This is a genomic window from Cellulophaga fucicola, assembly GCF_900119145.1.
Lineage (GTDB): Bacteria > Bacteroidota > Bacteroidia > Flavobacteriales > Flavobacteriaceae > Cellulophaga > Cellulophaga fucicola.
The window spans coordinates 1,338,205-1,362,672 of the sequence record NZ_FPIY01000001.1; the positions used below are offsets into that span (position 1 = coordinate 1,338,205).

Here is a 24,468-nt window from a genome sequence, read left to right on the forward strand (position 1 = left end):
CAGAACAACTTTAATTATTCTGGATACTCTATTCTAAGATGATAAATATTGGTAAGCTTTAACTTTAGAACTTTTTTAATCTCTACTATTTCTTTAAAAGTAATATTTGCATTAGAATATTGATTGGCTCTCATTTGTCCGTCTATAATCTTATCTACAAACTCATCTATCATTAAAAACGTAGGATTTTTTAAACTTTTAGAAGCTGCTTCTACAGCATCTGCCATCATTAAAATTGCAGTCTCTTTAGAAAAAGGTAATGGGCCAGGATATCTAAAGTCGTCCTCGTTTACATTGTCGTCTATTTCTGTTTGCTTTTTATAAAAGTAATATACTTTAGAAGTACCATGATGAACTCTAATAAAATCTATGACTCTATCTGGTAAATTATTTTTTCGTGCTATTTCTATACCATCTATAACGTGGTTTATAATAATTCTTGCACTATCTATTGGCGTTTGTTCGTTATGCGGATTTACGTTTGTTACTTGGTTCTCTGTAAAGTACGTAGGGTTTTTCATTTTACCAATATCATGATATAAAGCCCCTACCCTAACCAACATTGCATTTGCACCAATCTCTTGTGCTGCTGCTTCTGCTAAATTAGCTACTTGTAAAGAATGATGAAATGTACCTGGTGCCTTGTTAGACAATTCTTTTAAAAGCTTAGAATTAGTATCTGATAACTCTAACAAAGAAACATCTGAAACTAGTCCGAATATTTTTTCATAGATATAAATTAATGGCTGCACAAAAAGTGTAATCATTCCGTTTAGTAAAAACACACCAAACGTAATAGCGCGCATATTGTTTAAATTACCCTCATGAATTATATGAAAAGCAAAATAGCCAACAATATATATTAAAGTAATTTGACCTACTGATATAAATAAATTTGCTCTTTTATATAACTGAGATACTGTAAGTATAGTAACTATACCTGCCATTATTTGCAAAAAGATATACTCAAAACTATTAGGAACAACAAAGCCTAAAATTAACAATGTTAGTACGTGTACAAAAAGCCCCAGACGTGCATCAAAAAAAGTTTTTAATATCAATGGCAAAATACATAACGGCACTACATAAACATAGGCTTCGTTATATTTTATAACCATGGTAGTTACAAAAACCATTAATAATATATTAAAAAAGATAAACGTAACTTTAGTATTATTTTTGTAAACAGACGCTCTATATTTATTTAAAAATAGCAGTAGCATTAACAATACTAACGCTACCAAAATAGTATACCCAGATACTATAACATAGTAATTATTTTCAGTCCAAAGTTCCGACTCAAATTCTTGTTTTAAGGAGTCTAAAATTTTATAATTTTCAGCCTCTACAACTTCTCCTTTTACTATAATAAGTTTACCTTCATCTACAGTACCGCGAGTTACAGATATTTTTGCAAGCTCTTCGTTTAAAGATTTTTTAGAAATATTATCGTTGTAAAAAACATTAGGCTTTACAATATCAAAAAACAGTTGTTTGTATTTAGCGGTATAACTAGTTAATTGCTTTTTTCTTAAAACAGAAACTATTGTTTTATCTATGCTTTGTAAGCTTGTAACATTTTTAAATTCTAATTCTTTTGCTTCATTATTACGTAGTAAAAAAAACGTTTTGGTTTTAGAAGTAACTTTTGCCTTTTTAATTATTCCGTTAGCATAAAGTTCCTTTAAGATTTCTTTTCCAACTGATTTTAGATAAGAATATTTATCCTCATCTAAGTTTAAAGAATTAAAAGTTTTTTCAAAATCAGCATAAAAACTATTAGACACAGCTTTAACCACTTCTTGATCATAGTTATAATAATCTACATGATTGTTTTTAACTACTTGCTTTTCAGCTTCAATTTCTGAAACATCCTTTTTTATAGAAAAATCAAAAGGCGCATACAAATTTTCATACTGCCATGGTTTTCCTTTTTGAAACTCATATTTAAACTTACCGCCCTTAGGAAAGAAGAATACGATTAAAAAGATGGTGCCCACATAGAGAAAGCACTTGTATATTAACGATTGATTTTTATAAATTTTCTCCAATATCTTTTTCTAGTTAAAATAACTTTTTCCAAAAATAGAAAATTATGCGCTTAAAAAATGGTTTTGACAAAAGAACCCTGCTCTATGTGCATTTATTTATTAATTTTGCAATATTAAAATTTAGAATTTATGAAAGATGTTGTTATAGTTTCTATGGCAAGAACTCCAATTGGGAGTTTTTTAGGATCATTATCTAGTGTTGCTGCTCCAAAATTAGGTGCAATTGCCATAAAAGGTGCGTTAGATAAAATAAAACTAGAGCCATCTCAGGTTCAAGAAGTTTTAATGGGTAATGTAGTACAAGCTGGCGTTGGCCAGGCTCCTGCAAGACAAGCTGCAATGTTTGCTGGCATACCCAATACAGTTCCTTGTACAACTATTAACAAGGTTTGTGCTTCTGGTATGAAAACTATTATGCAAGCTGCACAATCTATTGCTTTAGGTGATAATGATATTGTAGTTGCTGGTGGTATGGAGAACATGAGTATGGTACCACATTACGTACACTTAAGAAACGGACAAAAATTTGGACCAACATCTCTAGTAGATGGTTTACAAAAAGATGGTTTAGTAGATGCTTACGACCAAAACGCAATGGGCGTTTGCGCAGATGCATGTGCTACAGAATATGAGTTTAGTAGAGAAGATCAAGATAACTTTGCAATACAGTCTTACAAAAGATCTGCTGCTGCTTGGGAGCAAGGTAAATTTAATGATGAAGTTGTACCAGTAGAAGTTCCACAAAGAAGAGGTGAACCAGTTATTGTTTCTGAAGACGAAGAGTTTAAAAACGTTAAATTAGAAAAAATACCTGCTTTACGTGCTGCTTTTACTAAAGACGGTACTGTAACAGCTGCAAATGCATCTACAATTAATGATGGTGCTGCTGCACTTGTTTTAATGAGTGCAGAAAAAGCAAAAGAATTAAACTTAAAACCTTTGGCAAAAATTAAAAGTTATGCTGATGCTGCACATGAGCCAGAATGGTTTACTACTGCACCTTCTAAAGCTTTACCAAAGGCATTAGATAAAGCAGGAATTACTATTGGAGATGTAGATTACTTTGAGTTTAACGAAGCTTTTGCAGTTGTAGGTTTAGCTAATATGAAAATATTAGGGTTAACAGATAAAAATGTAAACGTAAATGGTGGTGCTGTTTCTTTAGGCCATCCGCTTGGATGTTCTGGAGCTAGAATAGTAATTACACTATTAAGTGTATTAGAACAAAATAACGCAAAAATTGGAGCAGCTGCCATTTGTAATGGTGGTGGTGGTGCATCTGCAATTGTTTTAGAAAAAGCTTAATATAGCAGATCAAAACAATTGTATGCAATACGGTATTTGTAATCTTAGTATAGTTCCCATAAGGTTAACTCCAGAAGAAACTTCAGAAATGGTCGCACAGCTTTTGTATGGCGACCATTTTAAGGTTCTAGAGCACCGTAAATTTTGGAGTAAAATAAGAATTGCTTTTGACGGTGTAGAGGCTTGGATTAGTAATAAACAATTTGTTTTTATTAAAGAAGAGCAATACAACACTTTAGACAGCAACAAAGAAGCTCCACTAAGTTCTGACTTAGTGGCATTTATATCGTCTACCAAAAACGATTTAATGCCTATTTTAGTTGGTTCTTGTATTGAAGGCGCTGCTTTATTAGATCACTATTTTGATGGTAACTATACGCATGGCATACAAAATAAGCCTCAGCTTATTGCTACGGCCTTATTGTATTTAAATAGCCCATTTTTATCTGGTGGAAAAACTCCTTTTGGTATAGATAGTTCTGGCTTAACACAAATGGTTTATAAAATTAATGGTTATAAATTATTAAGAACAGCACAAGAACAATCTGCGCAAGGCGAAGCTTTAAGTTTCATTGAAGAAAGTCAACCTGGAGATTTAGCCTTTTTTGACAATAAAGAAGGTGTAATAGACCACGTAGGTATTATTATGCAAGACAATTATATTATTCATTGCCACGGAAAAGTACGTATAGACCGTATTGACCATACCGGTATTTTTAATACAGAACTTAAAAACTACACTCACCAACTTAGAGTAATAAAAAAGATTATTTAAATAAAATAATTTTTAATGCATAAAAAAAGCCTTCATTTCTGAAGGCTTTTTTTATATCCAATATTGAATTAACAACCTATTTAGCAACGTTAACTGCACGTGTTTCACGAATTACAGTAACTTTTACTTGTCCAGGATATGTCATATCCGTTTGTATTTTTTGTGATATCTCAAAAGACAACTCTGCAGCTTTATCGTCAGTTACTTTTTCGCTCTCTACAATAACACGTAATTCTCTACCTGCTTGTATTGCATATGCTTTTTGTACACCTACAAAGCCAAAAGCTACTTCCTCTAAGTCTTTTAAACGTTGTATGTAAGAATCTAACACCTGTCTTCTTGCTCCTGGTCTTGCGCCGCTAATTGCATCACAAACCTGTACTATTGGTGCTATTAAAGTTTTCATTTCAATTTCATCGTGGTGAGCTCCAATTGCATTACAAACATCTGGTTTTTCACCATATTTCTCTGCCCACTGCATACCTAATATTGCATGAGGAGTTTCTACCTCTACTTCTGTATTTGGTACTTTACCTATATCATGCAACAAACCAGCTCTTTTTGCTGTTTTAGGATTTAATCCCAATTCGGCAGCCATTACACCACAAAGTTTTGCAACTTCTCTTGAGTGTTGCAGTAAGTTTTGTCCGTAAGAAGAACGATACTTCATACGACCTACAGCTCTAATTAATTCTGGGTGTAAACCGTGAATTCCTAAGTCTATAATTGTACGCTTACCAACTTCTACAATTTCTTGTTCTATTTGCTTTTCTGTTTTACGAACCACCTCTTCAATACGTGCAGGGTGTATACGGCCATCTGTGACTAATTTATGTAAAGACAAACGTGCTACTTCTCTTCTAACAGAATCAAAACAAGAAAGTATAATTGCTTCTGGTGTGTCATCAACAATAATCTCTACTCCTGTTGCAGCTTCTAAAGCTCTAATGTTTCTTCCTTCTCTACCAATAATACGTCCCTTAACATCATCAGATTCTAAGTTAAAAACAGAAACACAGTTTTCTACTGCTTCTTCTGTTCCTATACGTTGTATGGTATTAATTATAATTTTCTTAGCATCTTGCTCCGCAGTAAGCTTAGCTTCCTCCATTGCAGTTTGCATAAACGCCATTGCGTCTGACTTTGCTGTTTCTTTTAAAGAATCTACCAATTGAGCTTTTGCCTCTTCAGCAGAAAGTCCAGATATAACTTCTAGTTGCTGTACTTGGTTCTTGTGTAACTTATCTAATTCAGATTGTTTTTTCTCTAAGTAATCATTCTTATGATCTACAGATTGCATTTTAGATTGCAACTGATCATTTAACTTTTTACTCTTAGCTAGCTCATTACTTATTTGAGACTCTTTATCTCTAGTACGTTTTTCTGCTTCAGACATTTTTTTGTCTTTCGCATTTATTACTTTTTCGTGTTCTGCTTTAAGCTCTAAAAACTTTTCTTTTGCCTGTAATATTTTATCTTTTTTAATGCTTTCTCCTTCGGTCTTAGCATTTCTTAAAAAAGACTCTGCTTCAATTTTAGCTGATGCAACTATTTTAGAGGCTTTTCCTTTTTCTAAAAATTTTGCTATTATAAAGCCTATTGCTAAGCCCACTATAGCTCCTACTATTATAAATGTAATATTATCCATGGTTGTTTATATATATTAAAAAACCCACATTGGGGGTGTTTTGTACAAACTCCTATAAAACAGGATTAGGGCTAACAGCATGATCAAGGATCCTTATACTAGTAAGGCTTGCTTTTACAAACTAAACTCACCCTTTAAAACAAATTAATGTTGAGTTTGTCAAAAAAATACCAATGTGGGCAGTAACTTAATGTTATGTAATGAACGTTTTTTTATATAGTGCTAAGCTTAGAATCTACTATATGTTCTAGAGCTTTTAAACGCTCCGTAACTTCTGAAGTATCTTCTTGTTTATCAATACTCTTTTGTTCTATTTTAGAGGCAAACTGTAAGGCACACATTGCCAAAACATCTTGTTTATCTCTAACAGCATAATTTTGCTCAAACTTTTTTGCAAGCTGCTCTATATTTTTAGCTGCTTTACGCAAACCCTCTTCCTGACTAGGATCTATGGTTAAAGGATAAACCCTGTCTGCAATAGAAAGTTTAATTTTTAGCTTTTCTGCCATAAGTATTAATGCTACATTATTCAGCTAGTTGTGCAATGCAATGATCTAACTCTCTAATTAATGTATTTATTTTAAGCTTTGCTTCTGTTTTATTTGTATTACTGCCAAGCATAGAATTTGCAAGTTTAAGAGCATTGTACTTTTCTTCCCATTCTAAAACTAAATTAGAATTTGCTCTTTGCTCTGTTTTAAGCGAAACTAGTTCTTCTTGTAATTTTATATTAACCTGCTTTAACAACTCCATTTTATGAAGTAGCTTGCTAACTTTATTCTCTAAAGAATCAACAATTTCAACTAATTCGCTCATTTACAAAAATCGATGCATTTATCACAAAGTTAACATAGAATAAACTAGTTCGCAATACTTTTTGCAATTATTCTTGCAAAGAATTAAATCTCAGTTGTTAACCTATTGTAATGTCGACTTTTGTAATTTTAAAAACAGATTAGTTTTTTTCAATTAAACGGATTAGTTATTTTCGTATCAACTTTAAAAATACTTATGAGAGTTTACGCATTTATAGCTGTTTTATTTTTACTTAATTCAGTAAAAGGACAAGAAAAACATCCCCAGAATACTTTTCAGTCTCCTTTAGATATCCCTTTAATATTAGCAGGTAACTTTGGAGAGTTACGATCTAACCATTTTCATTCTGGTATAGACATTAAAACACAGCAAAGAGAGGGCTTAGCAGTACACGCAATAGAAAGTGCTTCTGTAACTCGTATTAAAATATCTCATTGGGGTTATGGTAAAGCTTTATACATAACTCACCCTAACGGATACACTTCTGTTTATGCGCATTTGCAAAAATTTTCCCCTAAGATTGAGGCTTATATTAAAAAATTACAATACAAAAAACAGTCTTACCAAGTAGAAGCTTTTCCTGATTTAGGAGAGCTAAAAGTTGAAAAAGGAGAAATTATTGCATATTCTGGAAATACAGGTGGCTCTTCTGGTCCGCATTTGCATTTTGAAATTAGAAGCAATACATCTAGCAAACCTACAAACCCGTTATTATTTGGGTACAACATTAAAGATGCTACAGACCCTACAATACTTAATTTATATGCATATCCTTTAAGTAATGATGCACAGGTTAATAAAAGCGAAAACAAAACTCAATTAAAGTTTAAAAAACAACCAGACGGGTCTTATTTAGCTGAAAAAGTATACGCCTTAGGTACAATTGGTTTTGGTTTTAATGGATACGATAGGCAAGATTTGGCTGCAAATAAAAACGGCATCTACTCTATTGAGCAACTTGTAAACGGAAAAACGTATTCTAAATTTAATTTTGATTCTTTTTCTTTTGCCGAATCTAGATACATTAACACTTTAATAGATTATTCTCATTTTGGCAGATACAACCAACGTATTGTAAAGCTTTTTAAAGAACCTAGTAATAAACTAAGTGTTTACTCTAAAATAAACAACAATGGTAAAATTGAAGTTAACAATGGCTTAAGCTATAAAGTAGAATTACTTTTAAAAGATTTAGAAAATAATACTACCAGAATTATTATACCTGTTGAAGGTAAAAAGCAAGAATTAAAGTCTACCAAGAAAGCAACCATTACAGACAATTATCTTATTGCTAAAAAACCAAACAATTACAACTTAGGTGGCGCAAAAGTATATTTCCCTGCAAATACATTTTATAACGACTTTTATATTGATCTAGAAAAAGGTGCCGACACGGTAAAAATACACAACAACCAAGTTCCTGCCCATCGTAATTTTACTATAACTTTTGATGCTTCTAAATATTCTGCTGCAGAGAAAAAGCAATTATTTATAGCTAGGTTTAATAGCAAAATGCAACCTATACACGCAACCACATATAAAAGAGGAAATACCTTTACAACTAGAACAAAAAACCTAGGAACTTACACCTTAGCAAAAGACACTGTTGCACCTGTAATTACTCCTAAAAACTTTAAAGACAAGCAGTGGCTTAATAATTACAAATATTTAAGCTTAAAAATTGTTGATGATTTAAGCGGAATAGACACATACAACGCTTATTTAAATGGTGAATGGATTTTAATGAGTTACGAGTATAAAACAAATACAATTACTTATGATTTTGATGATAAAATTCTAAATAAAAAAGAATGCAACTTAAAAGTGGTTGTAACAGATAACGTTGGCAATTCTACTACGTATGAATCTACTTTCTTTAGAAAATAAATAATTTTGAAATGTACTGTATACTTCTTTATAATTACACTTTTAAGTTCTTTTAATTTATTATTAGGACAAACAGCTACAATTACCGGTGTTGTATTTACAGAAAATAATAAACCTCTAGAAAACGTAAACATAAAAACAGAAACTAAAGGAGCCGTTAGCAATAGTAACGGCTTTTTTGCTTTAGAAGTTTCCGCAAACACAGAAATAACAATTACATTTTCTCATATAGGTTACAAAAACGTAGTTGTTAAAAACCTAATTCTTAACAACGCAGAAAGTTACGAGCTATACCCTGTTTTACAAACTACAACAGAACAAATAACCGAGGTTGTTATTACTGCCAACGGAGAAAGAAAAACACCTAACTTAACTACAATTTCACCCAGCATTGCTCGTAAAATTCCAGGTGCAAATGCAGGTGTAGAGAACACTCTAAAATTACTACCCAGCGTAATATCTAACAATGAGCTTAGTACACAATATGCAGTTCGCGGTGGCAATTATGACGAGAACCTTGTATATGTAAATGAAATTGAGGTGTACAGACCTTTTTTAATTAGATCTGGACAACAAGAAGGATTAAGTTTTGTTAATACGAACCTTACGCAAGAAATAAACTTTTCCGCTGGTGGTTTTCAAGCAAAATACGGAGATAAACTTTCTTCTGTTTTAGACATCACCTATAAAAAACCTATCAGTTTTTATGGCACGGTAAACCTTAGTTTTTTAGGTGCAGATTTAGCGCTAGAGACAGCATCAAAAAATAAAAAACTTACCACAATTTCTGGCGCTAGATACAGAGATAACAACTTATTTTTGAACAGCAAACAAACAACTGCAAATTACAAACCTACTTTTTTTGATCTACAAACGTATGCTATGTATAAATTTTCAGACAGGTTTCATCTAAACTTTTTAGGTAGTGCTTCTCTAAATAATTATACAAACGAACCACAAACTAGACAAACAAATTTTGGCACATTAAACAACCCTAAATCACTTACTGTATACTATAACGGACAAGAAAAAAATAAATTTAATACTGTATTAGGAGCATTAAAAGCAGAGTATTTTGCGAATAAAAATTTAAGCTTAAAGTTAATTTCATCACTATACCACACTACAGAAGAAGAATACTCTGATGTTTACGCACAATATGCTATTGGAGGTGTAAATACAGATTTAAGCAGTGATTCTTTTGGCAACGCTACTACACCTAAAATACTAGGATCACAGTTTAAGCGCACAAGAAACGATTTAGACGCATTGTTATTTAACATACAACACAAAGGAAAATACAGTAAAAATAAAACTACCATAGAATGGGGAATTGGTTACAAGTTTGAAAACATTCGTGATCAACTAAGGGAATCTGAATTTATAGATTCCGCCGGATACTTTATAAGACCTCCTTTAAAAGAGTTTCAAAATAATGAACCATATGCACCTAATACATCTCCCTTAGTAGCCTACTCTAGTTTGTTTGCTAAAAATAATGTTACCATTAACAAGTTAAACTCTTATGTACAGTTTAGCAAGCAGACTAATTACAAAAGCAATGCATTATACTACAATTTAGGAATACGTTTTCAGTATTGGAATGTAAACTCGGCCCCAAATAGCAATTCTTATGTAATAGTAAGTCCAAGAGCACAGTTTGCATTAAAACCTAATTGGAAAAAAGATATGCTTTTTAAAGCATCTATAGGAGTTTACCAACAAGCACCTTTTTACAGAGAGCTAAGAGATACAAACGGTACAGTACAAACCAATGTTAAAGCGCAAAAAGCAATACATTATGTATTAGGGAATGACTATAGTTTTCTACTATGGAAGAGACCATTCTCCTTAAAAACAGAAGCATACTATAAAAACATTGGTAATGTTAACGCCTATACATTAGAAGATGTACGTATACGCTATTTGGCAAACAATAATAGTACTGCATATGTATATGGTTTAGAGACTAGACTAAACGGAGCTTTTGTACCTGGAACAGAGTCTTGGGTTAGTATTGGTTTTTTAAAGACCGAAGAAAATCAAAATAACAAAGGTTATATAGCAAGGCCAACAGATCAACGTTTTAAACTAGGAGTTTTGTTTCAGGATTACTTACCAACAAACCCTAACGTAAAAATGTATTTAAACCTAGTTTACAACACTGGTTTACCCGGCGGATCACCAAATTATGCCGATCCTTATAAATATAACAATAGATTAAAAGATTATAAGCGTGCAGATTTAGGAATTTCATATATTTTTGCAGACAGAAACTCGGACACCAAAAAAGGTTGGTTACGCAGGTTTAAAAATTTTACTGTAGGAGCAGAAATTTTTAATCTTTTTAACACACAAAATGCAATTACCAATACTTGGGTTAGAGACGCAGATAGCAAACAGCAATATGCAGTTCCTAATTATATGACAAGTAGAGTTTTAAATTTAAAAATAGGAATGCAATTTTAGATACTAAAAATGAAAAAAATATTACCCTTAATACTTCTATTATCTTTTTGTACAATACAAGCACAGAAAAACATTTACGAAAATCAGCATTTTGACGCTATAAGTAAAGATCACAAAGTACTAGCTGTTATACCTTTTTTAGCTAATTTGGAGTTAAAAGACAATATTACAAATGAAGAACTTACAAAATTAGAACAAAAAGAAGGCTACGCAGTACAGAACGCTTTAGAATCTTACTTTTTAAGAGGTAAGAAAAAGAAAAAATACGCTGTAGAATTTCAAAACGTAAAAAATACAAATGCATTATTAGCAAAACATAACATTACGTTTAAAAATATAGATATACACACTACAAAAGAACTTTCTAAAATATTAAATGTAGATGGTATTATTAGTGGTAATATAGATTTAAATGTTTTATTATCTGATGGTGTCTCTACAGACTTTAACTTTTTTGACTATTTTGATGGTAATGCAAATTACGGTCGTATTGGTATAAAAGTTAGTGATGGCGACACAGGAAAATTACTTTGGAAATACGAAAAGGAAATTAACAAGAAGACTGGCAAAAACACCATTGACCTAATAGATGGTATGATGAAGAAAGCTGCTCGTAAATTTCCTTATGATAAAGAAAGAACTAAAAAGAGTAAAAAAGACTAACTCTCTATAAACTCTTTTAGTACTTGTATTGTATAATCTAACTCTTGTTTTGTATTAAACTTAGAGAAAGAAAAACGCATAGATGGTTTTTGTAAATCCTCAGCAGATAATACTTCTGTTAATACGTGAGACCCCATACTGCTTCCAGATTGACAAGCACTACCTTTAGAGCACGCAATACCTTTTAAATCTAAATGAAATAAAAGCATTAAAGCTTTTTTCTCATCTACAGGTAAATTAACATTTACCAATGTATATGTACTTTTATCTATATCTCCAGAAAGACCATTAAACTTAACACCTGGAACTTCTACTTGTATTTTATCAATAAAATATTGCTTTAAATCAGTAACATAAGCTTTTTCTTTAGCTAAGTTTTCATAAGACGTTACAAAAGCCTCTTCTAAACCAACAATATTATGGTATGGCTCAGTACCAGCTCTAAAACCACGCTCTTGAGAACCCCCAAAAATAAGTGGCTTAATAATTTTATCTCTTTTAATAAAAGCAAAACCAATACCTTTTGGTCCGTGAAATTTATGCGCTGCGGCAGTTAAAAAATCTATTGGTGTTTTTTGTACATCCCACTCATAATGACCAACAGACTGTACTGTGTCTGAATGAAAAAGAGCACCATACTCTTTACACAAAGCACAAACAGCATCTATATCTAATTTGTTTCCTATTTCATTATTAACGTGCATAAGACTTACTATTTTTTTAGTATCGTCTTGTGCTAATAATACTTTTAAATGGTCTAAGTCTGGGTTGCCATTGGCATCTAAATTTACATAATGCAATGCAACACCGTATTCCTTTTCTAATTCTTCAACGGTATGTAAAACTGCATGATGTTCTATTTTTGATGTTATAACTGTACGTACACCTAAATCCCTAACAGCACCACGCAATACCATATTATCTGCTTCTGTACCACCAGAAGTAAAAATAATTTCGGATGGATGGGCATTTAAGTATTTAGCAATTGTTTTACGTGTTTTTTCTATTGCAGTTTTAGCTGTTCTACCAAAACTATGTGTAGAAGATGGGTTCCCGTAACATTCTCCTAAAGCGTCTTGCATTTTTGCAATAACTTCTTCTCTTACCTGTGTTGTAGCTGCGCTATCTAAATAAACTTTTTGCATCAGAATTTATCAAAAATTATAATCCCCCAAAAATAGGGGATTTAAAATTAAATAAATCTAAAAAACGTTAAAATCTATATCTAATCAAAAGAAAAACTTTTACATTTGGAGTATGAAGAAATTTTTCCTTTTTAGCTCGCTTTTTACCTTATTATCTTGTAGTGATGGTGACTTGCAAATTGAAACTTTAGATTTTAGCGCTGTAACAGCCCAAAACTGCGGTACACTTACAGTAGATACAGAATTGTTTTTTAAAATAAATGATAATGAAACTCTAATTCTAAACTTACAAGATGGCGTTTTAAAGAATGAAGTTTCTACTGAAGAAATAACAAGTGCAATACCAGAATCATCTCAGTTAACATACCGCACCTTTTCTGGAACTGTAACAAGTAGTTATTTTTGTGATTCTCCACCACCTGCTACACCTTCAGTTTTAGAGGAAATTGAAGCAGCTGAAGGAATAGTAACAATCTCTACAGTTGCTGGTGAAACCGAAGGAACCTTTGTACACACTATAAAACTTAGCAATGTTACCCTACTTAATAATGATGATACACGTATTACAGATTTAAATATTGAAGATTTTGCAGTGATAACAACTACAATTGCTCAATAGTATTTTTTAACTCTGATAAATATAAACTTCTGTAGCGCCTAGTCCGTATTTTTGGTAATCTGCATCATAAAACTTTAAGTTATCGTATTTATTAAAAAGATAATGTAACTCTTCTTTTAATACACCCTCCCCTACTCCATGGATAAATACAATTTTTTGTATTCTTTTCTGAATAGCAAAGTTTAGCTTATGTTTAGCTGTCTCTAGTTGCAAATTAAGCATATCAAAATTACCCATTCCTTTACTAGATTTTACTAGTTGGTTAATGTGTAAGTCTACTTCCATTTTAGGAACATTTCGTTCTTTAGCCTTAACTACCGGTCTATTTTTACGCTTTGGCTGTTCTTTTTCTTGCTTAATTTTAGCAACTTCGTAATTAGAGACTCTAATTGTATCATTACTGGGCTTCTTAATTAATTCTTTAGAAGCATAAGAGATATAAAAACCCATATCTGTCTCTATAGTAATAGTATCACCCACAATCGCGGTTACAACACCCAAAAGAGTATCATCTAAAACTTCTACATTATCACCTACACTAAACTTTTTCATACCAAGATATTACATCTTTTATTTTTAAATTTTAAAAAATAACTAAGACGTTTATTTTCATTCAACAAAAATAGTAGTATTTTTCCGTTTCAAAAATAGAATACAAGCCTAAATGCCATTACCTAGCCTAGATTTTAACATTAACGAATATATGCTTCCTTGTATGAACAAGAAGTTGTTAGGCGTAGATTGTCCTGGATGTGGCATACAAAGATCATTAGCTTTAATATTACAAGGAGATTTTGCTGCTGCATTTAATATGTACCCTGCAATTTATACTTTACTATTACTTATGGGCTTTGTTGGCGTAAACTATTTTTACAAAATAAAATTTGCTAGTAAAATAATAACCGCTTTGGCCATTATTAATGTAATATTAATTTTGACTAACTATTTATATAAATTTATTTAACCAATCTTTTAAAATTATGGAACAAGAAAAATTACCGAATGGAACAATGATTATAGTACTTGGTATACTAGGATACTTATGTTGTTGTTTAGCAGGTCTAGGTATTATACCTTCTGCTATTGCATATTTTATGGCAACTAAAGCCGAAAAAATTTATGCAGAAAACCCAGAAGGGTATGACAATGCAGGTCAAATTAAAACAGGTAAAATTGTAGCATTAATAGCTGTTATTTTAAACGTATTAGTTATGATTAGATGGATTTACGTTTTCGCAACTGGAGGTATGGAAGCTATACAAGAAGCTATAAGCCAAATTCAGGAAGGAATGGATGCTGCTCAATAATTAGAGATTTAGAGATATGAAAGAAGAATTACCAGGTGCTAGTAGCGCCTTAACAATGGGAATATTAAGTATTGTATTAACACTTTTTTGTTGTGGACCTTTTGGTGCTATATTTTCATTCATTGGTTTTGCAAAAGCTAAATCTGCAAAAAAACTATTTGAAGAAAATCCAGACAAATATATAAGCGTAGATAGTGCCAATACTGGTAGAATACTATCTATAGTTGGCTTAATACTAGCTTGTTTATTACTTTTATGTATCTTATTATTTTTAGCTCCTATACTTGCTTTTATTGGTATGGCGGGCTATGAAAGCACACAATATCAATACTAAACTCATTTTCTTTAGAGTATAAAAAAATCCCAAAACATATGTTTTGGGATTTTTTAGTATATATCTTATTTAGTTTAGTTAGCTACTTCGCTAATAAATTTTAATCGGTATAAACGTAATTCTTCATCTTCATAATCACCATCAAACTCTTCTATAGCTGTTTCTATACTATCAGACTCTGCTTCTAAAAAATACTCATGTATCTCTTCTTGTTGGTCTTCATCTAAGGTTTCGTCTACCCAATATGTAATATTAAGCTTAGTTCCACTGTAAACTATCTGTTCCATCTCTTTTATTAACTCTGGCAACTCTATACCTTTTGCACTAGCAATATCTGTTAATGGTAACTTACGGTCTACGTTCTGTATTATATATAGTTTTAAAGCTGAATTTGCCCCAGTACTTTTTACAACTAAATCGTCTGGACGTGTAATATTATTATCATCTACATATTTAGTAATAAGCGCTAAAAATGGTTTTCCGTATTTTTTAGCTTTACCCTCACCTACACCGTGTATATTTAGCATATCCTCCATACTAATAGGATACTTAAGCGCCATATCTTCTATAGACGGGTCCTGAAAAACTACAAACGGAGGCACTCCGTGTTTTTTAGCCTCTGCCTTTCTTAACTGCTTTAATAACTGAGACAGCTCTTTATCTGCGACACCACCAGAACTTTTAGCGGCACTTACAATAGCATCGTCATTTTCTTGACTATATACATGGTCTTTTGTCATTAAAAATGATGTTGGCTTTTTTACAAATTCTGCCCCTAATGGAGTAGCACGCAAAATACCATATTGTTCTATTTCTTTTCTTAAATAACCCGCTACTAATGTTTGGCGTATTAAAGCCATCCAATAACCTGCATCTTTGTCTTTACCTATACCAAAGAAAGGTTTTTCATCTGTTTTATGAGATGATATTAATGCGTTCTTTTTACCTATTAAAGTATTTACTATTTCTTTAGACTTAAATTTTTCCATTGTTCCCTGAACAACACTAATAAGTTTAACCACATTTTCTTTGGCTTCTACTTTTTCTTTAGGTGTACGGGTATTGTCGTCCATATCTGCACCTTCACCATTTACCTCGTCAAAATCTTCTCCAAAATAATGAAGTATAAATTTTCTACGAGACATAGATGTTTCTGCAAAACCAACAACTTCTTGTAAGAGCGCATTACCAATTTCTTGCTCTGCAACTGGCTTACCAGACATAAATTTTTCTAACTTTTCTATATCTTTATAAGAGTAAAAAGCCAAACAATGGCCCTCACCACCATCTCTACCTGCTCTACCAGTTTCTTGGTAATAACTCTCTAAACTTTTTGGAATATCGTTATGTATTACAAAACGTACATCTGGCTTATCTATTCCCATACCAAAAGCAATTGTTGCAACAACAACATCTACCTCTTCCATTAAAAACATATCTTGGTAACGAGACCTTGTTTTTGCATCAAAACCAGCGTGATAAGGAACTGCACTTATACCGTTTACTTGCAATACTTGTGCTAATGCTTCAACTTTTTTACGACTTAAACAATAAATAATTCCAGATTTACCTACATTTTGCTTTACAAAACGAATTATATCTGCTTCTATATTTTGAGTTTTTGGTCGTACTTCATAAAATAAATTAGGTCTATTAAACGATGCTTTAAAAAGTTTAGCATCAGTAATACCTAAATTTTTTACAATATCTTCTTGTACCTTTGGTGTTGCTGTTGCTGTTAAACCTATCATAGGAATATTGTCTCCTAACCTACCAACAATAGCTTTTAGGTTACGGTATTCAGGTCTAAAATCGTGCCCCCACTCAGAAATACAATGCGCTTCATCTACTGCTACAAAAGAAATTTTAACAGAGCGTAAAAACTCTACATACTCCTCTTTTATTAAAGATTCCGGAGCCACATAAAGCATTTTAGTTACACCACTTAAAATATCTTCTTTAACTTCTTTTACTTGGGTTTTTGTTAAAGATGAATTTAAAACGTGAGCAACACCATAGTCTGGCGATATACCACGTATGGCATCTACCTGGTTCTTCATCAAAGCAATTAAAGGAGAAACCACAATAGCAGTACCTTCTTGCATAAGTGCAGGCAATTGGTAGCAGAGAGACTTTCCTCCACCAGTTGGCATTATAACAAAAGTATTATTACCCTGAAGCAAGTTATTGATAACACCTTCTTGAAGACCTTTAAACTTATTAAAGCCAAAAAACTTCTTTAGGGAAGCATGCAAATCAATTTTAGAATGACTCATAGTATATTATAGAGATTGTACGTATTGTTTAAATAAAATAAATTTCAAGATACTCAAATTTTAGGAAATCGTACAAAATTTAAAGCAATTTTAATTTCCATCAATTTACAGCATCACATAAAAATAAGTTTATGTAATTTTGTATTCTTAAAGATAATACATCTTTTTTAAAACAGAACATATAATTTAAGATTACATTGAGCAACTCCAAAACAATTCTAGATATTGCAAAGCGTACAATTTCTATAGAAGCTGAAGCTATTAAACATTTATCGACCTTATTAGACGCAAATTTTGTAGATGCAGTAAATAGCATTTACAATTCTAAAGGAAGATTAATTATTTCTGGTATTGGTAAAAGCGCCATTATAGCACAGAAAATAGTTGCTACTTTAAATTCTACCGGTACTCCATCTATATTTATGCACGCAGCAGATGCTATACACGGCGACCTTGGCACTGTATTAGATGACGATGTTGTTATTTGTATCTCTAAAAGTGGTAATACACCAGAAATTAAAGTTTTGGTGCCACTTATAAAAAGAGGAGGTAATATTTTAATAGGAATGACTGGTAATACAGATTCTTTTTTAGCACAACAATCTAACTACGTATTAAATACTTATGTAGAAAAAGAAGCGTGTCCTAATAATTTAGCTCCTACAACTAGTACAACGGCACAACTGGTTATAGGTGATGCAATTGCAGTATCTCTTTTAGAGCTAAAAAGATTTACAAGTAAAGATTTTGCTAAATACCACCCAGGTGGCGCATTAGGAAAAAAATTATATTTACGTGTAAACGATATTGTAAACAACAACCAGAAACCAGAAGTTACCGCAGACACGCCTGTAAAACAGGTAATTATAGAGATATCTGAAAAAATGTTAGGTGCTACTGCTGTTTTAGAGGGGAATAAAGTTGTAGGTATTATTACTGATGGTGATATTAGACGTATGCTAAACAAGCACGATAATATTGGTAATTTAACAGCTAAAGACATTATGTCTAAAAACCCTAAGACAGTAGATACAGATGTTTTAGCTGTAGATGCCTTAGAATTAATGCAACAACAAGGAATATCACAATTAGTTGCTGTAAGCGACTCTAATTATGTTGGTTTAGTACATTTGCATAACTTAGTAAACGAAGGCATTTTATAATGGCAAAAAATAAGAAGAGTCCGGACGAAATGTCCTTTTTAGACCATTTAGAAGAATTAAGATGGCACTTAATTAGATCTACATTAGCAGTAGTTATTATTGGTTGTGTTGCTTTTGCTATGAAAGAATTTATTTTTGACACAGTCTTATTAGGGCCTAAAAAAATGGATTTTCCAACCTATAAATTCTTTTGCTATATAGCTACATATCTAGGTATGGAATCTAGTTTTTGTGCCGAATCACTTCCATTTACCATACAAAGTAGAACTATGGCTGGGCAATTTTCTGCTCACATATGGACATCTGTTTGGGCAGGTTTTATAATTGGTTTTCCTTATATTTTATATGAAATGTGGCGTTTTATTAGCCCAGGTTTGTATGAAAAAGAACGTAACAACTCTAAAGGATTTATTTTTGCTGCATCATTCTTATTTTTCTCTGGTGTACTTTTTGGTTACTATATTGTAACCCCTTTCTCTATTAACTTTTTAGGTACATACCAAGTTAGTAAGGAAGTTTTAAACGAATTTGATTTGAGCTCCTTTATATCTACCGTAAAAGCATCTGTTATTGCCTGCGGTATAATGTTTGAGCTACCTATAATTATATACTTTTTAACAAAAGTAGGTTTGGTTACTCCAGAAGTGTTAAAGAAACACAGAAAAATAGCTTTGGTAGTTGTATTAATAGTATCTGCTGTTATTACCCCACCAGATGTTGCTAGTCAAATTGTAGTAACAATACCAGTTCTAATACTATATCAAATTAGTATTTATATTTCTAGAAGAGTATTAAAAAAAGAAGCCAAAAAATTAGGTAAGAATGTCACAAAATCCAGTTAAAGAGTTTAACGATTATCGTTCTAAGATGAATGATAAGATAGTAGCCGATAAAAATAAGGTTATTAATAGAATATTTAATCTAGACACAAATGCATACAGCAAAGGTGCCTTAGATGTTAAGACTAAAGAACTACTAGGTTTAGTAGCCTCTGCAGTTTTACGTTGTGATGATTGCGTTAAATATCATTTAGAAAGTTCGCACAGAGAAGGTGCAAACAAAGAAGAAATTATGGAAACCTTAAGTATTGCAACGCTTGTTGGTGGTAGTATTGTTATACCACATTTAAGACGTGCACATGAGTACTGGGAAGCTATAGAAGCAAACCACGAAGGTTAAAAAAACCGTAAATCTTCTCTGTTAATAAAAGAATAACTTAGATTTGGATATTCTATGGAAAAAATGAAGCTTAGTGCAGACAATATTATGAAGTCCTACAAAGGACGTCAAGTAGTTAAAGGCATATCTCTAGAGGTTAACCAAGGAGAAATTGTTGGACTATTAGGCCCTAATGGTGCAGGTAAAACAACATCTTTTTATATGATTGTTGGACTTGTTAAGCCAAATGGTGGTAATATTTACTTAAATGATAAAAATATTACGCAGTTTCCAATGTACAAAAGAGCACAGAACGGAATTGGATATTTAGCACAAGAAGCCTCAGTTTTTCGAAAACTAACAATTGAAAAAAATATTTTAAGTGTACTACAGCTTACAAAATTGAGCAAAAAAGAGCAACATATGAAAATGGAGTCTCTTATTGAAGAATTTAGCTTAGGACACATACGTAAAAACAGAGGAGATTTACTTTCTGGTGGGGAGCGTAGACGTACAGAGATTGCACGTGCACTTGCTACAGATCCAAAATTTATACTATTAGATGAGCCTTTTGCAGGGGTAGATCCTGTTGCTGTAGAAGACATACAGCGTATTGTAGCTCAACTAAAAAACAAAAACATAGGCATACTTATTACCGACCATAACGTACAAGAAACACTTGCTATTACAGAGCGATCTTATTTAATGTTTGAAGGTGGTATTTTAAAATCTGGAGAACCTGAAGAATTAGCTGCAGATGAAATGGTAAGACAGGTATATCTAGGTCAAAACTTTGAGCTACGTAAAACTAAGTTAGACTTTTAAAAACCTATTTAATTACCTAAGCCTTAGCTGTTCCGTTTCCTAATTTACTTACTACAGAAAGTAATATATATAAAATTATTATTACTGGCACTGCTAAGTATTTTAAGGTTACCAAAAACACGATACACAAAATTAAAAAGATATAGCGTATAGCATTGTCTTTAAAATTCCACGTTTTAAATTTTAAGGCAAATAAAGGCAAACTACTGTTTAGCAAATAAGTACTTAATACTGTTAACCCTATTAAAAACCATTGGTTTAAAATAATGCTATTTAAAAAATCGTTATTTTGATACAGTAAAATTAATGGCATTGCTATAATTAACAATGCGTTTGCTGGTGTTGGCAAACCAATAAAAGATTCAGTTTGGTTTTCATCAATATTAAATTTAGCTAACCTATAACAAGATCCTAAAGTTATCAAAAAACCTAAAAACGGAATTAGAGAAGAAAAATTAAATCCTGAAAATTGCATTTCACCTGCAAACATTCCAGAACTCCAACCACCAGTAGTAGCCATTAACAACAGCTTATACATTACCAATCCTGGCACTACTCCACTTGTTACCATATCTGCTAAAGAATCTAGCTGCAATCCTAATTCACTTTTTACATTTAGCATACGAGCTGCAAAACCATCAAAAAAGTCAAAAAATATACCTAAAAAAACAAATAACGCAACCATCTCAAAAAGACCGTGTACAGCAAAAAGAACAGCTAAACAGCCACAGAATAAATTTAATAATGTAATTAGGTTAGGTATATGCTTTTTCATTTGTATACTAATTTAGGTAAACGTTATACTAAACAAACTTTACAAGATAATATAGCCTGTTAGTTTTCGTAAAAATAGTATTTCTTTAAAAATTACAGCTTAAAAAGCTGCTTTTTTAAAAAGCATAGGTCTGTTCTGCTATTTTGTTCGATATTTGTTCTTCCTAAAATCAATAAAATTGAAAAATTACATTAAAACAATCATTTTTATATTTCTATTGGGTAGTTATAGTATTGTTTTTTCTCAAAACAATACTATTTCTAAAAATGCACAAATTAGCATTTTAACCTGTGGTTCTGGAAGCGAACTCTATTCTACTTTTGGCCATAGTGCCATTAGAATTTGGGATCCAGTTACTAGAACAGACAATATATACAACTATGGTATTTTCGATTTTAATGCACCTAATTTTTATTTAAATTTTGTAAAAGGAAAACTACTGTTTAAGGTTAACAAACAAGATTTTTCAAGGTTTTTATACGAGTATCAATATGACAAAAGGTCTGTTAAAGAACAGGTCTTGAACCTTAATTATACTCAAAAAGAACAACTATACAATTATTTAGAAAAAAACGTAAAGCCAGAAAATAGAGATTATTTATATGATTACCTATACAACAACTGCGCAACTAAAATAATAGGTGTTTTAAATTCTTCCTTAGGAAAGGATTTAAGTTTAAAAGAAGATCACTTAACAGAAAAATATACGTTTAGACAATTGTTAGATCAAAAACTAACAACAAACACTTGGTCAAGTTTTGGCATAGATTTAGCTCTAGGTTCAAGAATAGATAAAAAGGCAACAGCATTACAGCATACTTTTTTACCAGATTACGTATGGTCGCAACTAGAGAATAGTACTATTAAAGGAGAACCTTTGGTATTGTCTAACAGGTCTATATTAAAAGAAGAAGTAAAAGTAAAAAGCATTAATTTTTTGGTTACGCCATTCTTTTGGGTTTTTCTACTCCTTGCAGTAGTTTTATTTATAACTTATATGGATTTTAAAAATCATTTATGGTCTAAATGGTTAGACGGCATTTTACTTTTTGTTACCGGCATTTCAGGCTTAGTATTAACGCTACTATGGTTTGCTACAGACCATACTGCAACTGCTAACAACTATAATTTACTGTGGGTTGTTCCTTTTAACTTGGTGGCTCTTTATTTTATTTTTCGCAAAAAAGATTCAGCCTTAATAATACACAAATACAGTATATTTTTACTTATATTATTACTAGTAGTACCAATTATACAATTAACAGGAGTTCAAAAATTTCATCCTGCATTTATACCTGTATTACTATCACTTGCCATTAGATATATTTTTATATGGTACAAAACAAAAAATAACAAAAACTAGCAAATGAACCTACTTACGGTTGAAAACATATCAAAATCTTACGGAGAACACGCTCTATTTTCAGACATTTCTTTTGGCGTTAACAAAGATCAAAAAATTGCCTTAATAGCTAAAAATGGAAGTGGAAAAACCTCTATACTAAATATATTGTCTGGAAAAGATACTCCAGATAGCGGACAAGTGAATTACAGAAAAGGGGTTAGAGTTTCATTTTTAGAGCAAGAGCCTAATATGAATCCTGACTTAACTATTGAAGAAACCATTTTTGCCTCTGACAACGAGATTTTAACAGTTATTTCTAATTATGAAAAAGCGTTAGCTAACCCAGAAGATGCAGATAAATATCAATTAGCTTTTGATGCTATGGATAGGTTTGAGGCTTGGGATTTTGAAACACAATACAAGCAAATTTTATCAAAACTTAAGTTAGATGATGTTAGCTTAAATGTTGGTTTACTTTCTGGTGGACAAAAAAAGCGTTTAGCTATGGCAGACGCACTTATAAACAAACCAGATTTATTAATTTTAGATGAACCTACCAACCACTTGGATCTAGAGATGATAGAGTGGTTAGAAGAATATTTTGCTAAAGAAAATATTACCCTTTTTATGGTTACCCATGACCGTTACTTTTTAGAACGTGTCTGTAACGAAATTATAGAGCTAGATAACAACACTCTTTACCCATACAAAGGCAATTACTCTTATTATTTAGAAAAAAAAGAAGCACGTATTACACAAGAGGCTGTAGAGCAACATAAATCTAAACTTTTATATAAAAAAGAATTAGGTTGGATGCGTAAACAACCTAAAGCACGTACAACAAAATCTAAATCTAGAATTGACGATTTTAACGATATTAAAGCCAAAGCTCAACAACGCAGACAAGAACACAAAGTTGAGTTAGAAATTAATATGGAACGTATGGGTAGTAAAATTATGGAGCTTGTAAAAATCTCTAAAGCATACCCAAACAAGCCTATTTTAGACAAATACGAATACAACTTTTTAAAAGGAGAACGCATAGGTATCATTGGCAAAAATGGAACCGGGAAATCTACGTTTCTAAACATATTAACCGGCACAGACCAACCAGATAGCGGTAAAGTAATTGTTGGTGAAACAATTAAATTTGGTTATTATACACAAAAAGGTATCAAAATAAAAGAAGGTCAGAAAGTTATAGATGTTATACGTGAGTTTGGAGATTATATTCCGCTTAAAAAAGGACATCAAATTTCTGCTCAACAATTATTAGAACGCTTTTTGTTTGATAGAAAAAAACAATACGATTTTGTTGAAAAACTAAGTGGTGGCGAGCGTAAAAGACTGTACTTATGTACCATTCTTATACAAAACCCTAATTTTCTTATTCTAGATGAACCTACAAACGATTTAGACATTGTAACATTAAATGTTTTAGAAAGTTTTTTAATGGATTTTCCAGGTTGTCTATTGGTGGTATCTCATGATAGGTATTTTATGGATAAGATAGTAGATCACTTACTTGTTTTTAGAGGCAATGCTGTTATTGAAGATTTCCCTGGAAACTATTCGGACTTTAGATCTTATGAAGATAGTGTTGTTATAGAAAACAGAGAAACCAAAGAAAAGGAAGTTAAAGCAGATAAAAAGTCTTGGAAAACTGAAACCAAAACGAATAAACTCTCTTTTGAAGAACAAAAAGAATACAACAATATAGAAAACAAGATTAAAAAACTAGAAGAGAAAAAAGTAACATTACAAAATAAATTCTCTGATGCTAGTCTTAGTGGTGAAGAGATAGATAAACTATCTAAAGACTTACAAGAAGTTATAGACGAGATTGAAACAAAAACAGAGCGTTGGTTTCAGCTTTCTGCTATTGTAGAAGGTTAATTGTTTTTTAG

At 31.7% G+C, this 24,468-nt stretch carries 23 protein-coding genes and 1 other RNA gene; 15 read left to right on the forward strand and 9 right to left on the reverse strand.

Going from position 1 to position 24,468, the window contains the following annotated elements; all coding sequences use genetic code 11:
- Positions 1 to 14: 14 nt before the first annotated feature.
- Positions 15 to 2,051, reverse strand: a complete 2,037-nt coding sequence (locus BT107_RS05850) for an HD family phosphohydrolase (protein ID WP_072302804.1) — start codon at positions 2,049 to 2,051, stop codon at positions 15 to 17.
- Positions 2,052 to 2,180: 129 nt separating this feature from the next.
- Between BT107_RS05850 and BT107_RS05855 the strand changes: the two genes are divergently transcribed.
- A complete protein-coding gene (locus BT107_RS05855; protein WP_072302805.1) occupies positions 2,181 to 3,356 on the forward strand; it encodes an acetyl-CoA C-acyltransferase in 1,176 nt (391 codons plus the stop codon).
- A 22-nt stretch (positions 3,357 to 3,378) separates the two neighbouring features.
- A complete protein-coding gene (locus BT107_RS05860; protein WP_072302806.1) occupies positions 3,379 to 4,131 on the forward strand; it encodes a C40 family peptidase in 753 nt (250 codons plus the stop codon).
- Between the two features lie 76 nt (positions 4,132 to 4,207).
- Here BT107_RS05860 and rny read toward each other — a convergent pair whose 3' ends face one another.
- From rny to BT107_RS05880, 4 genes are all read right to left on the reverse strand, one after another.
- Complete coding sequence (rny, locus tag BT107_RS05865; protein ID WP_072302807.1) at positions 4,208 to 5,779, reverse strand: ribonuclease Y; 1,572 nt, start codon at positions 5,777 to 5,779, stop codon at positions 4,208 to 4,210.
- A 46-nt stretch (positions 5,780 to 5,825) separates the two neighbouring features.
- A non-coding RNA gene (gene ssrS, locus BT107_RS05870) (6S RNA) lies at positions 5,826 to 5,935 on the reverse strand.
- 56 nt (positions 5,936 to 5,991) lie between these two features.
- Positions 5,992 to 6,288 carry a cell division protein ZapA gene (locus BT107_RS05875; protein ID WP_072302808.1) on the reverse strand — a complete coding sequence of 99 codons (297 nt, stop codon included), beginning with the start codon at positions 6,286 to 6,288 and terminating at the stop codon, positions 5,992 to 5,994.
- A gap of 16 nt (positions 6,289 to 6,304) precedes the next feature.
- Positions 6,305 to 6,595, reverse strand: coding sequence for a hypothetical protein (locus tag BT107_RS05880; protein WP_072302809.1), 291 nt, complete (start codon positions 6,593 to 6,595; stop codon positions 6,305 to 6,307).
- Between the two features lie 195 nt (positions 6,596 to 6,790).
- Between BT107_RS05880 and BT107_RS05885 the strand changes: the two genes are divergently transcribed.
- Genes BT107_RS05885 through BT107_RS05895 form a run of 3 tightly spaced genes read left to right on the forward strand, consistent with a single transcriptional unit; the run spans position 6,791 to position 11,614 of the window.
- Positions 6,791 to 8,482: a M23 family metallopeptidase gene (locus BT107_RS05885; protein ID WP_072302810.1), complete on the forward strand. Its 1,692-nt coding sequence runs from the start codon at positions 6,791 to 6,793 to the stop codon at positions 8,480 to 8,482.
- A gap of 6 nt (positions 8,483 to 8,488) precedes the next feature.
- A complete protein-coding gene (locus BT107_RS05890; protein WP_084639136.1) occupies positions 8,489 to 10,951 on the forward strand; it encodes a TonB-dependent receptor in 2,463 nt (820 codons plus the stop codon).
- Positions 10,952 to 10,960: 9 nt separating this feature from the next.
- On the forward strand, positions 10,961 to 11,614 hold the full coding sequence (locus tag BT107_RS05895; RefSeq protein WP_072302812.1) for a hypothetical protein: 654 nt from the start codon (positions 10,961 to 10,963) through the stop codon (positions 11,612 to 11,614).
- Here BT107_RS05895 and BT107_RS05900 read toward each other — a convergent pair.
- On the reverse strand, positions 11,611 to 12,759 hold the full coding sequence (locus BT107_RS05900; protein ID WP_072302813.1) for a cysteine desulfurase family protein: 1,149 nt from the start codon (positions 12,757 to 12,759) through the stop codon (positions 11,611 to 11,613). The two genes, BT107_RS05895 and BT107_RS05900, sit on opposite strands and share 4 nt — an antisense overlap.
- Before the next feature lie 112 nt (positions 12,760 to 12,871).
- Between BT107_RS05900 and BT107_RS05905 the strand changes: the two genes are divergently transcribed.
- The gene (locus BT107_RS05905; RefSeq protein WP_072302814.1) at positions 12,872 to 13,378 is read left to right on the forward strand and encodes a hypothetical protein; all 507 of its coding nucleotides are present in this window, start codon (positions 12,872 to 12,874) and stop codon (positions 13,376 to 13,378) included.
- 6 nt (positions 13,379 to 13,384) lie between these two features.
- Here BT107_RS05905 and BT107_RS05910 read toward each other — a convergent pair whose 3' ends face one another.
- Positions 13,385 to 13,930: a Smr/MutS family protein gene (locus BT107_RS05910; protein ID WP_072302815.1), complete on the reverse strand. Its 546-nt coding sequence runs from the start codon at positions 13,928 to 13,930 to the stop codon at positions 13,385 to 13,387.
- 112 nt (positions 13,931 to 14,042) lie between these two features.
- On the opposite strand from BT107_RS05910, the gene BT107_RS05915 reads away from it, so the two are divergent.
- The 3 genes from BT107_RS05915 to BT107_RS05925 are packed head-to-tail and all read left to right on the forward strand — an operon-like array spanning position 14,043 to position 15,019.
- A complete protein-coding gene (locus tag BT107_RS05915) occupies positions 14,043 to 14,342 on the forward strand; it encodes a DUF2752 domain-containing protein (protein WP_072302816.1) in 300 nt (99 codons plus the stop codon).
- Positions 14,343 to 14,358: 16 nt separating this feature from the next.
- Entirely contained in the window at positions 14,359 to 14,685 is a 327-nt protein-coding gene (locus tag BT107_RS05920) for a CCC motif membrane protein (protein WP_072302817.1), read from the forward strand.
- A 16-nt stretch (positions 14,686 to 14,701) separates the two neighbouring features.
- The gene (locus BT107_RS05925; protein ID WP_072302818.1) at positions 14,702 to 15,019 is read left to right on the forward strand and encodes a CCC motif membrane protein; all 318 of its coding nucleotides are present in this window, start codon (positions 14,702 to 14,704) and stop codon (positions 15,017 to 15,019) included.
- A gap of 74 nt (positions 15,020 to 15,093) precedes the next feature.
- On the opposite strand, the gene BT107_RS05930 is transcribed toward BT107_RS05925, so the two are convergent.
- Positions 15,094 to 17,295, reverse strand: coding sequence for a RecQ family ATP-dependent DNA helicase (locus BT107_RS05930; RefSeq protein ID WP_072302819.1), 2,202 nt, complete (start codon positions 17,293 to 17,295; stop codon positions 15,094 to 15,096).
- Between the two features lie 197 nt (positions 17,296 to 17,492).
- Here BT107_RS05930 and BT107_RS05935 point away from each other — a divergent pair, with 197 nt between their 5' ends.
- From BT107_RS05935 to lptB, 4 genes are all read left to right on the forward strand, one after another.
- Positions 17,493 to 18,458: a KpsF/GutQ family sugar-phosphate isomerase gene (locus tag BT107_RS05935; RefSeq protein WP_072302820.1), complete on the forward strand. Its 966-nt coding sequence runs from the start codon at positions 17,493 to 17,495 to the stop codon at positions 18,456 to 18,458.
- Positions 18,458 to 19,300 (forward strand): twin-arginine translocase subunit TatC, encoded by an 843-nt coding sequence (gene tatC, locus BT107_RS05940; protein ID WP_072302821.1) that lies wholly within the window; start codon positions 18,458 to 18,460, stop codon positions 19,298 to 19,300. The genes BT107_RS05935 and tatC overlap by 1 nt, the downstream gene beginning before the upstream one ends.
- Positions 19,281 to 19,637, forward strand: a complete 357-nt coding sequence (locus BT107_RS05945; protein ID WP_072302822.1) for a carboxymuconolactone decarboxylase family protein — start codon at positions 19,281 to 19,283, stop codon at positions 19,635 to 19,637. Before tatC ends, BT107_RS05945 begins: the two co-directional genes overlap by 20 nt.
- A 63-nt stretch (positions 19,638 to 19,700) precedes the next feature.
- Positions 19,701 to 20,441 (forward strand): LPS export ABC transporter ATP-binding protein, encoded by a 741-nt coding sequence (gene lptB / locus BT107_RS05950; protein WP_072302926.1) that lies wholly within the window; start codon positions 19,701 to 19,703, stop codon positions 20,439 to 20,441.
- Positions 20,442 to 20,457: 16 nt separating this feature from the next.
- On the opposite strand, the gene BT107_RS05955 is transcribed toward lptB, so the two are convergent.
- Positions 20,458 to 21,216, reverse strand: a complete 759-nt coding sequence (locus BT107_RS05955) for a CDP-alcohol phosphatidyltransferase family protein (RefSeq protein ID WP_072302823.1) — start codon at positions 21,214 to 21,216, stop codon at positions 20,458 to 20,460.
- Between the two features lie 178 nt (positions 21,217 to 21,394).
- On the opposite strand from BT107_RS05955, the gene BT107_RS05960 reads away from it, so the two are divergent.
- Positions 21,395 to 22,579: an Lnb N-terminal periplasmic domain-containing protein gene (locus tag BT107_RS05960; protein WP_170854702.1), complete on the forward strand. Its 1,185-nt coding sequence runs from the start codon at positions 21,395 to 21,397 to the stop codon at positions 22,577 to 22,579.
- 3 nt (positions 22,580 to 22,582) lie between these two features.
- A complete protein-coding gene (locus tag BT107_RS05965) occupies positions 22,583 to 24,457 on the forward strand; it encodes an ABC-F family ATP-binding cassette domain-containing protein (protein WP_072302824.1) in 1,875 nt (624 codons plus the stop codon).
- The last annotated feature ends 11 nt before the right edge of the window (positions 24,458 to 24,468 follow it).

What these genes read in the sequence shown, in the direction of transcription:
- BT107_RS05855 (WP_072302805.1), top strand. Translation starts at nt 2,181, where the DNA reads ATGAAAGATGTTGTTATAGTTTCTATGGCAAGAACTCCAATTGGGAGT.
- BT107_RS05860 (WP_072302806.1), top strand. Translation starts at nt 3,379, where the DNA reads ATGCAATACGGTATTTGTAATCTTAGTATAGTTCCCATAAGGTTAACT.
- rny (WP_072302807.1), bottom strand. Translation starts at nt 5,779, where the DNA reads ATGGATAATATTACATTTATAATAGTAGGAGCTATAGTGGGCTTAGCA.
- BT107_RS05875 (WP_072302808.1), bottom strand. Translation starts at nt 6,288, where the DNA reads ATGGCAGAAAAGCTAAAAATTAAACTTTCTATTGCAGACAGGGTTTAT.
- BT107_RS05880 (WP_072302809.1), bottom strand. Translation starts at nt 6,595, where the DNA reads ATGAGCGAATTAGTTGAAATTGTTGATTCTTTAGAGAATAAAGTTAGC.
- BT107_RS05885 (WP_072302810.1), top strand. Translation starts at nt 6,791, where the DNA reads ATGAGAGTTTACGCATTTATAGCTGTTTTATTTTTACTTAATTCAGTA.
- BT107_RS05895 (WP_072302812.1), top strand. Translation starts at nt 10,961, where the DNA reads ATGAAAAAAATATTACCCTTAATACTTCTATTATCTTTTTGTACAATA.
- BT107_RS05900 (WP_072302813.1), bottom strand. Translation starts at nt 12,759, where the DNA reads ATGCAAAAAGTTTATTTAGATAGCGCAGCTACAACACAGGTAAGAGAA.
- BT107_RS05905 (WP_072302814.1), top strand. Translation starts at nt 12,872, where the DNA reads ATGAAGAAATTTTTCCTTTTTAGCTCGCTTTTTACCTTATTATCTTGT.
- BT107_RS05910 (WP_072302815.1), bottom strand. Translation starts at nt 13,930, where the DNA reads ATGAAAAAGTTTAGTGTAGGTGATAATGTAGAAGTTTTAGATGATACT.
- BT107_RS05915 (WP_072302816.1), top strand. Translation starts at nt 14,043, where the DNA reads ATGCCATTACCTAGCCTAGATTTTAACATTAACGAATATATGCTTCCT.
- BT107_RS05920 (WP_072302817.1), top strand. Translation starts at nt 14,359, where the DNA reads ATGGAACAAGAAAAATTACCGAATGGAACAATGATTATAGTACTTGGT.
- BT107_RS05925 (WP_072302818.1), top strand. Translation starts at nt 14,702, where the DNA reads ATGAAAGAAGAATTACCAGGTGCTAGTAGCGCCTTAACAATGGGAATA.
- BT107_RS05930 (WP_072302819.1), bottom strand. Translation starts at nt 17,295, where the DNA reads ATGAGTCATTCTAAAATTGATTTGCATGCTTCCCTAAAGAAGTTTTTT.
- tatC (WP_072302821.1), top strand. Translation starts at nt 18,458, where the DNA reads ATGGCAAAAAATAAGAAGAGTCCGGACGAAATGTCCTTTTTAGACCAT.
- BT107_RS05945 (WP_072302822.1), top strand. Translation starts at nt 19,281, where the DNA reads ATGTCACAAAATCCAGTTAAAGAGTTTAACGATTATCGTTCTAAGATG.
- lptB (WP_072302926.1), top strand. Translation starts at nt 19,701, where the DNA reads ATGAAGCTTAGTGCAGACAATATTATGAAGTCCTACAAAGGACGTCAA.
- BT107_RS05955 (WP_072302823.1), bottom strand. Translation starts at nt 21,216, where the DNA reads ATGAAAAAGCATATACCTAACCTAATTACATTATTAAATTTATTCTGT.
- BT107_RS05965 (WP_072302824.1), top strand. Translation starts at nt 22,583, where the DNA reads ATGAACCTACTTACGGTTGAAAACATATCAAAATCTTACGGAGAACAC.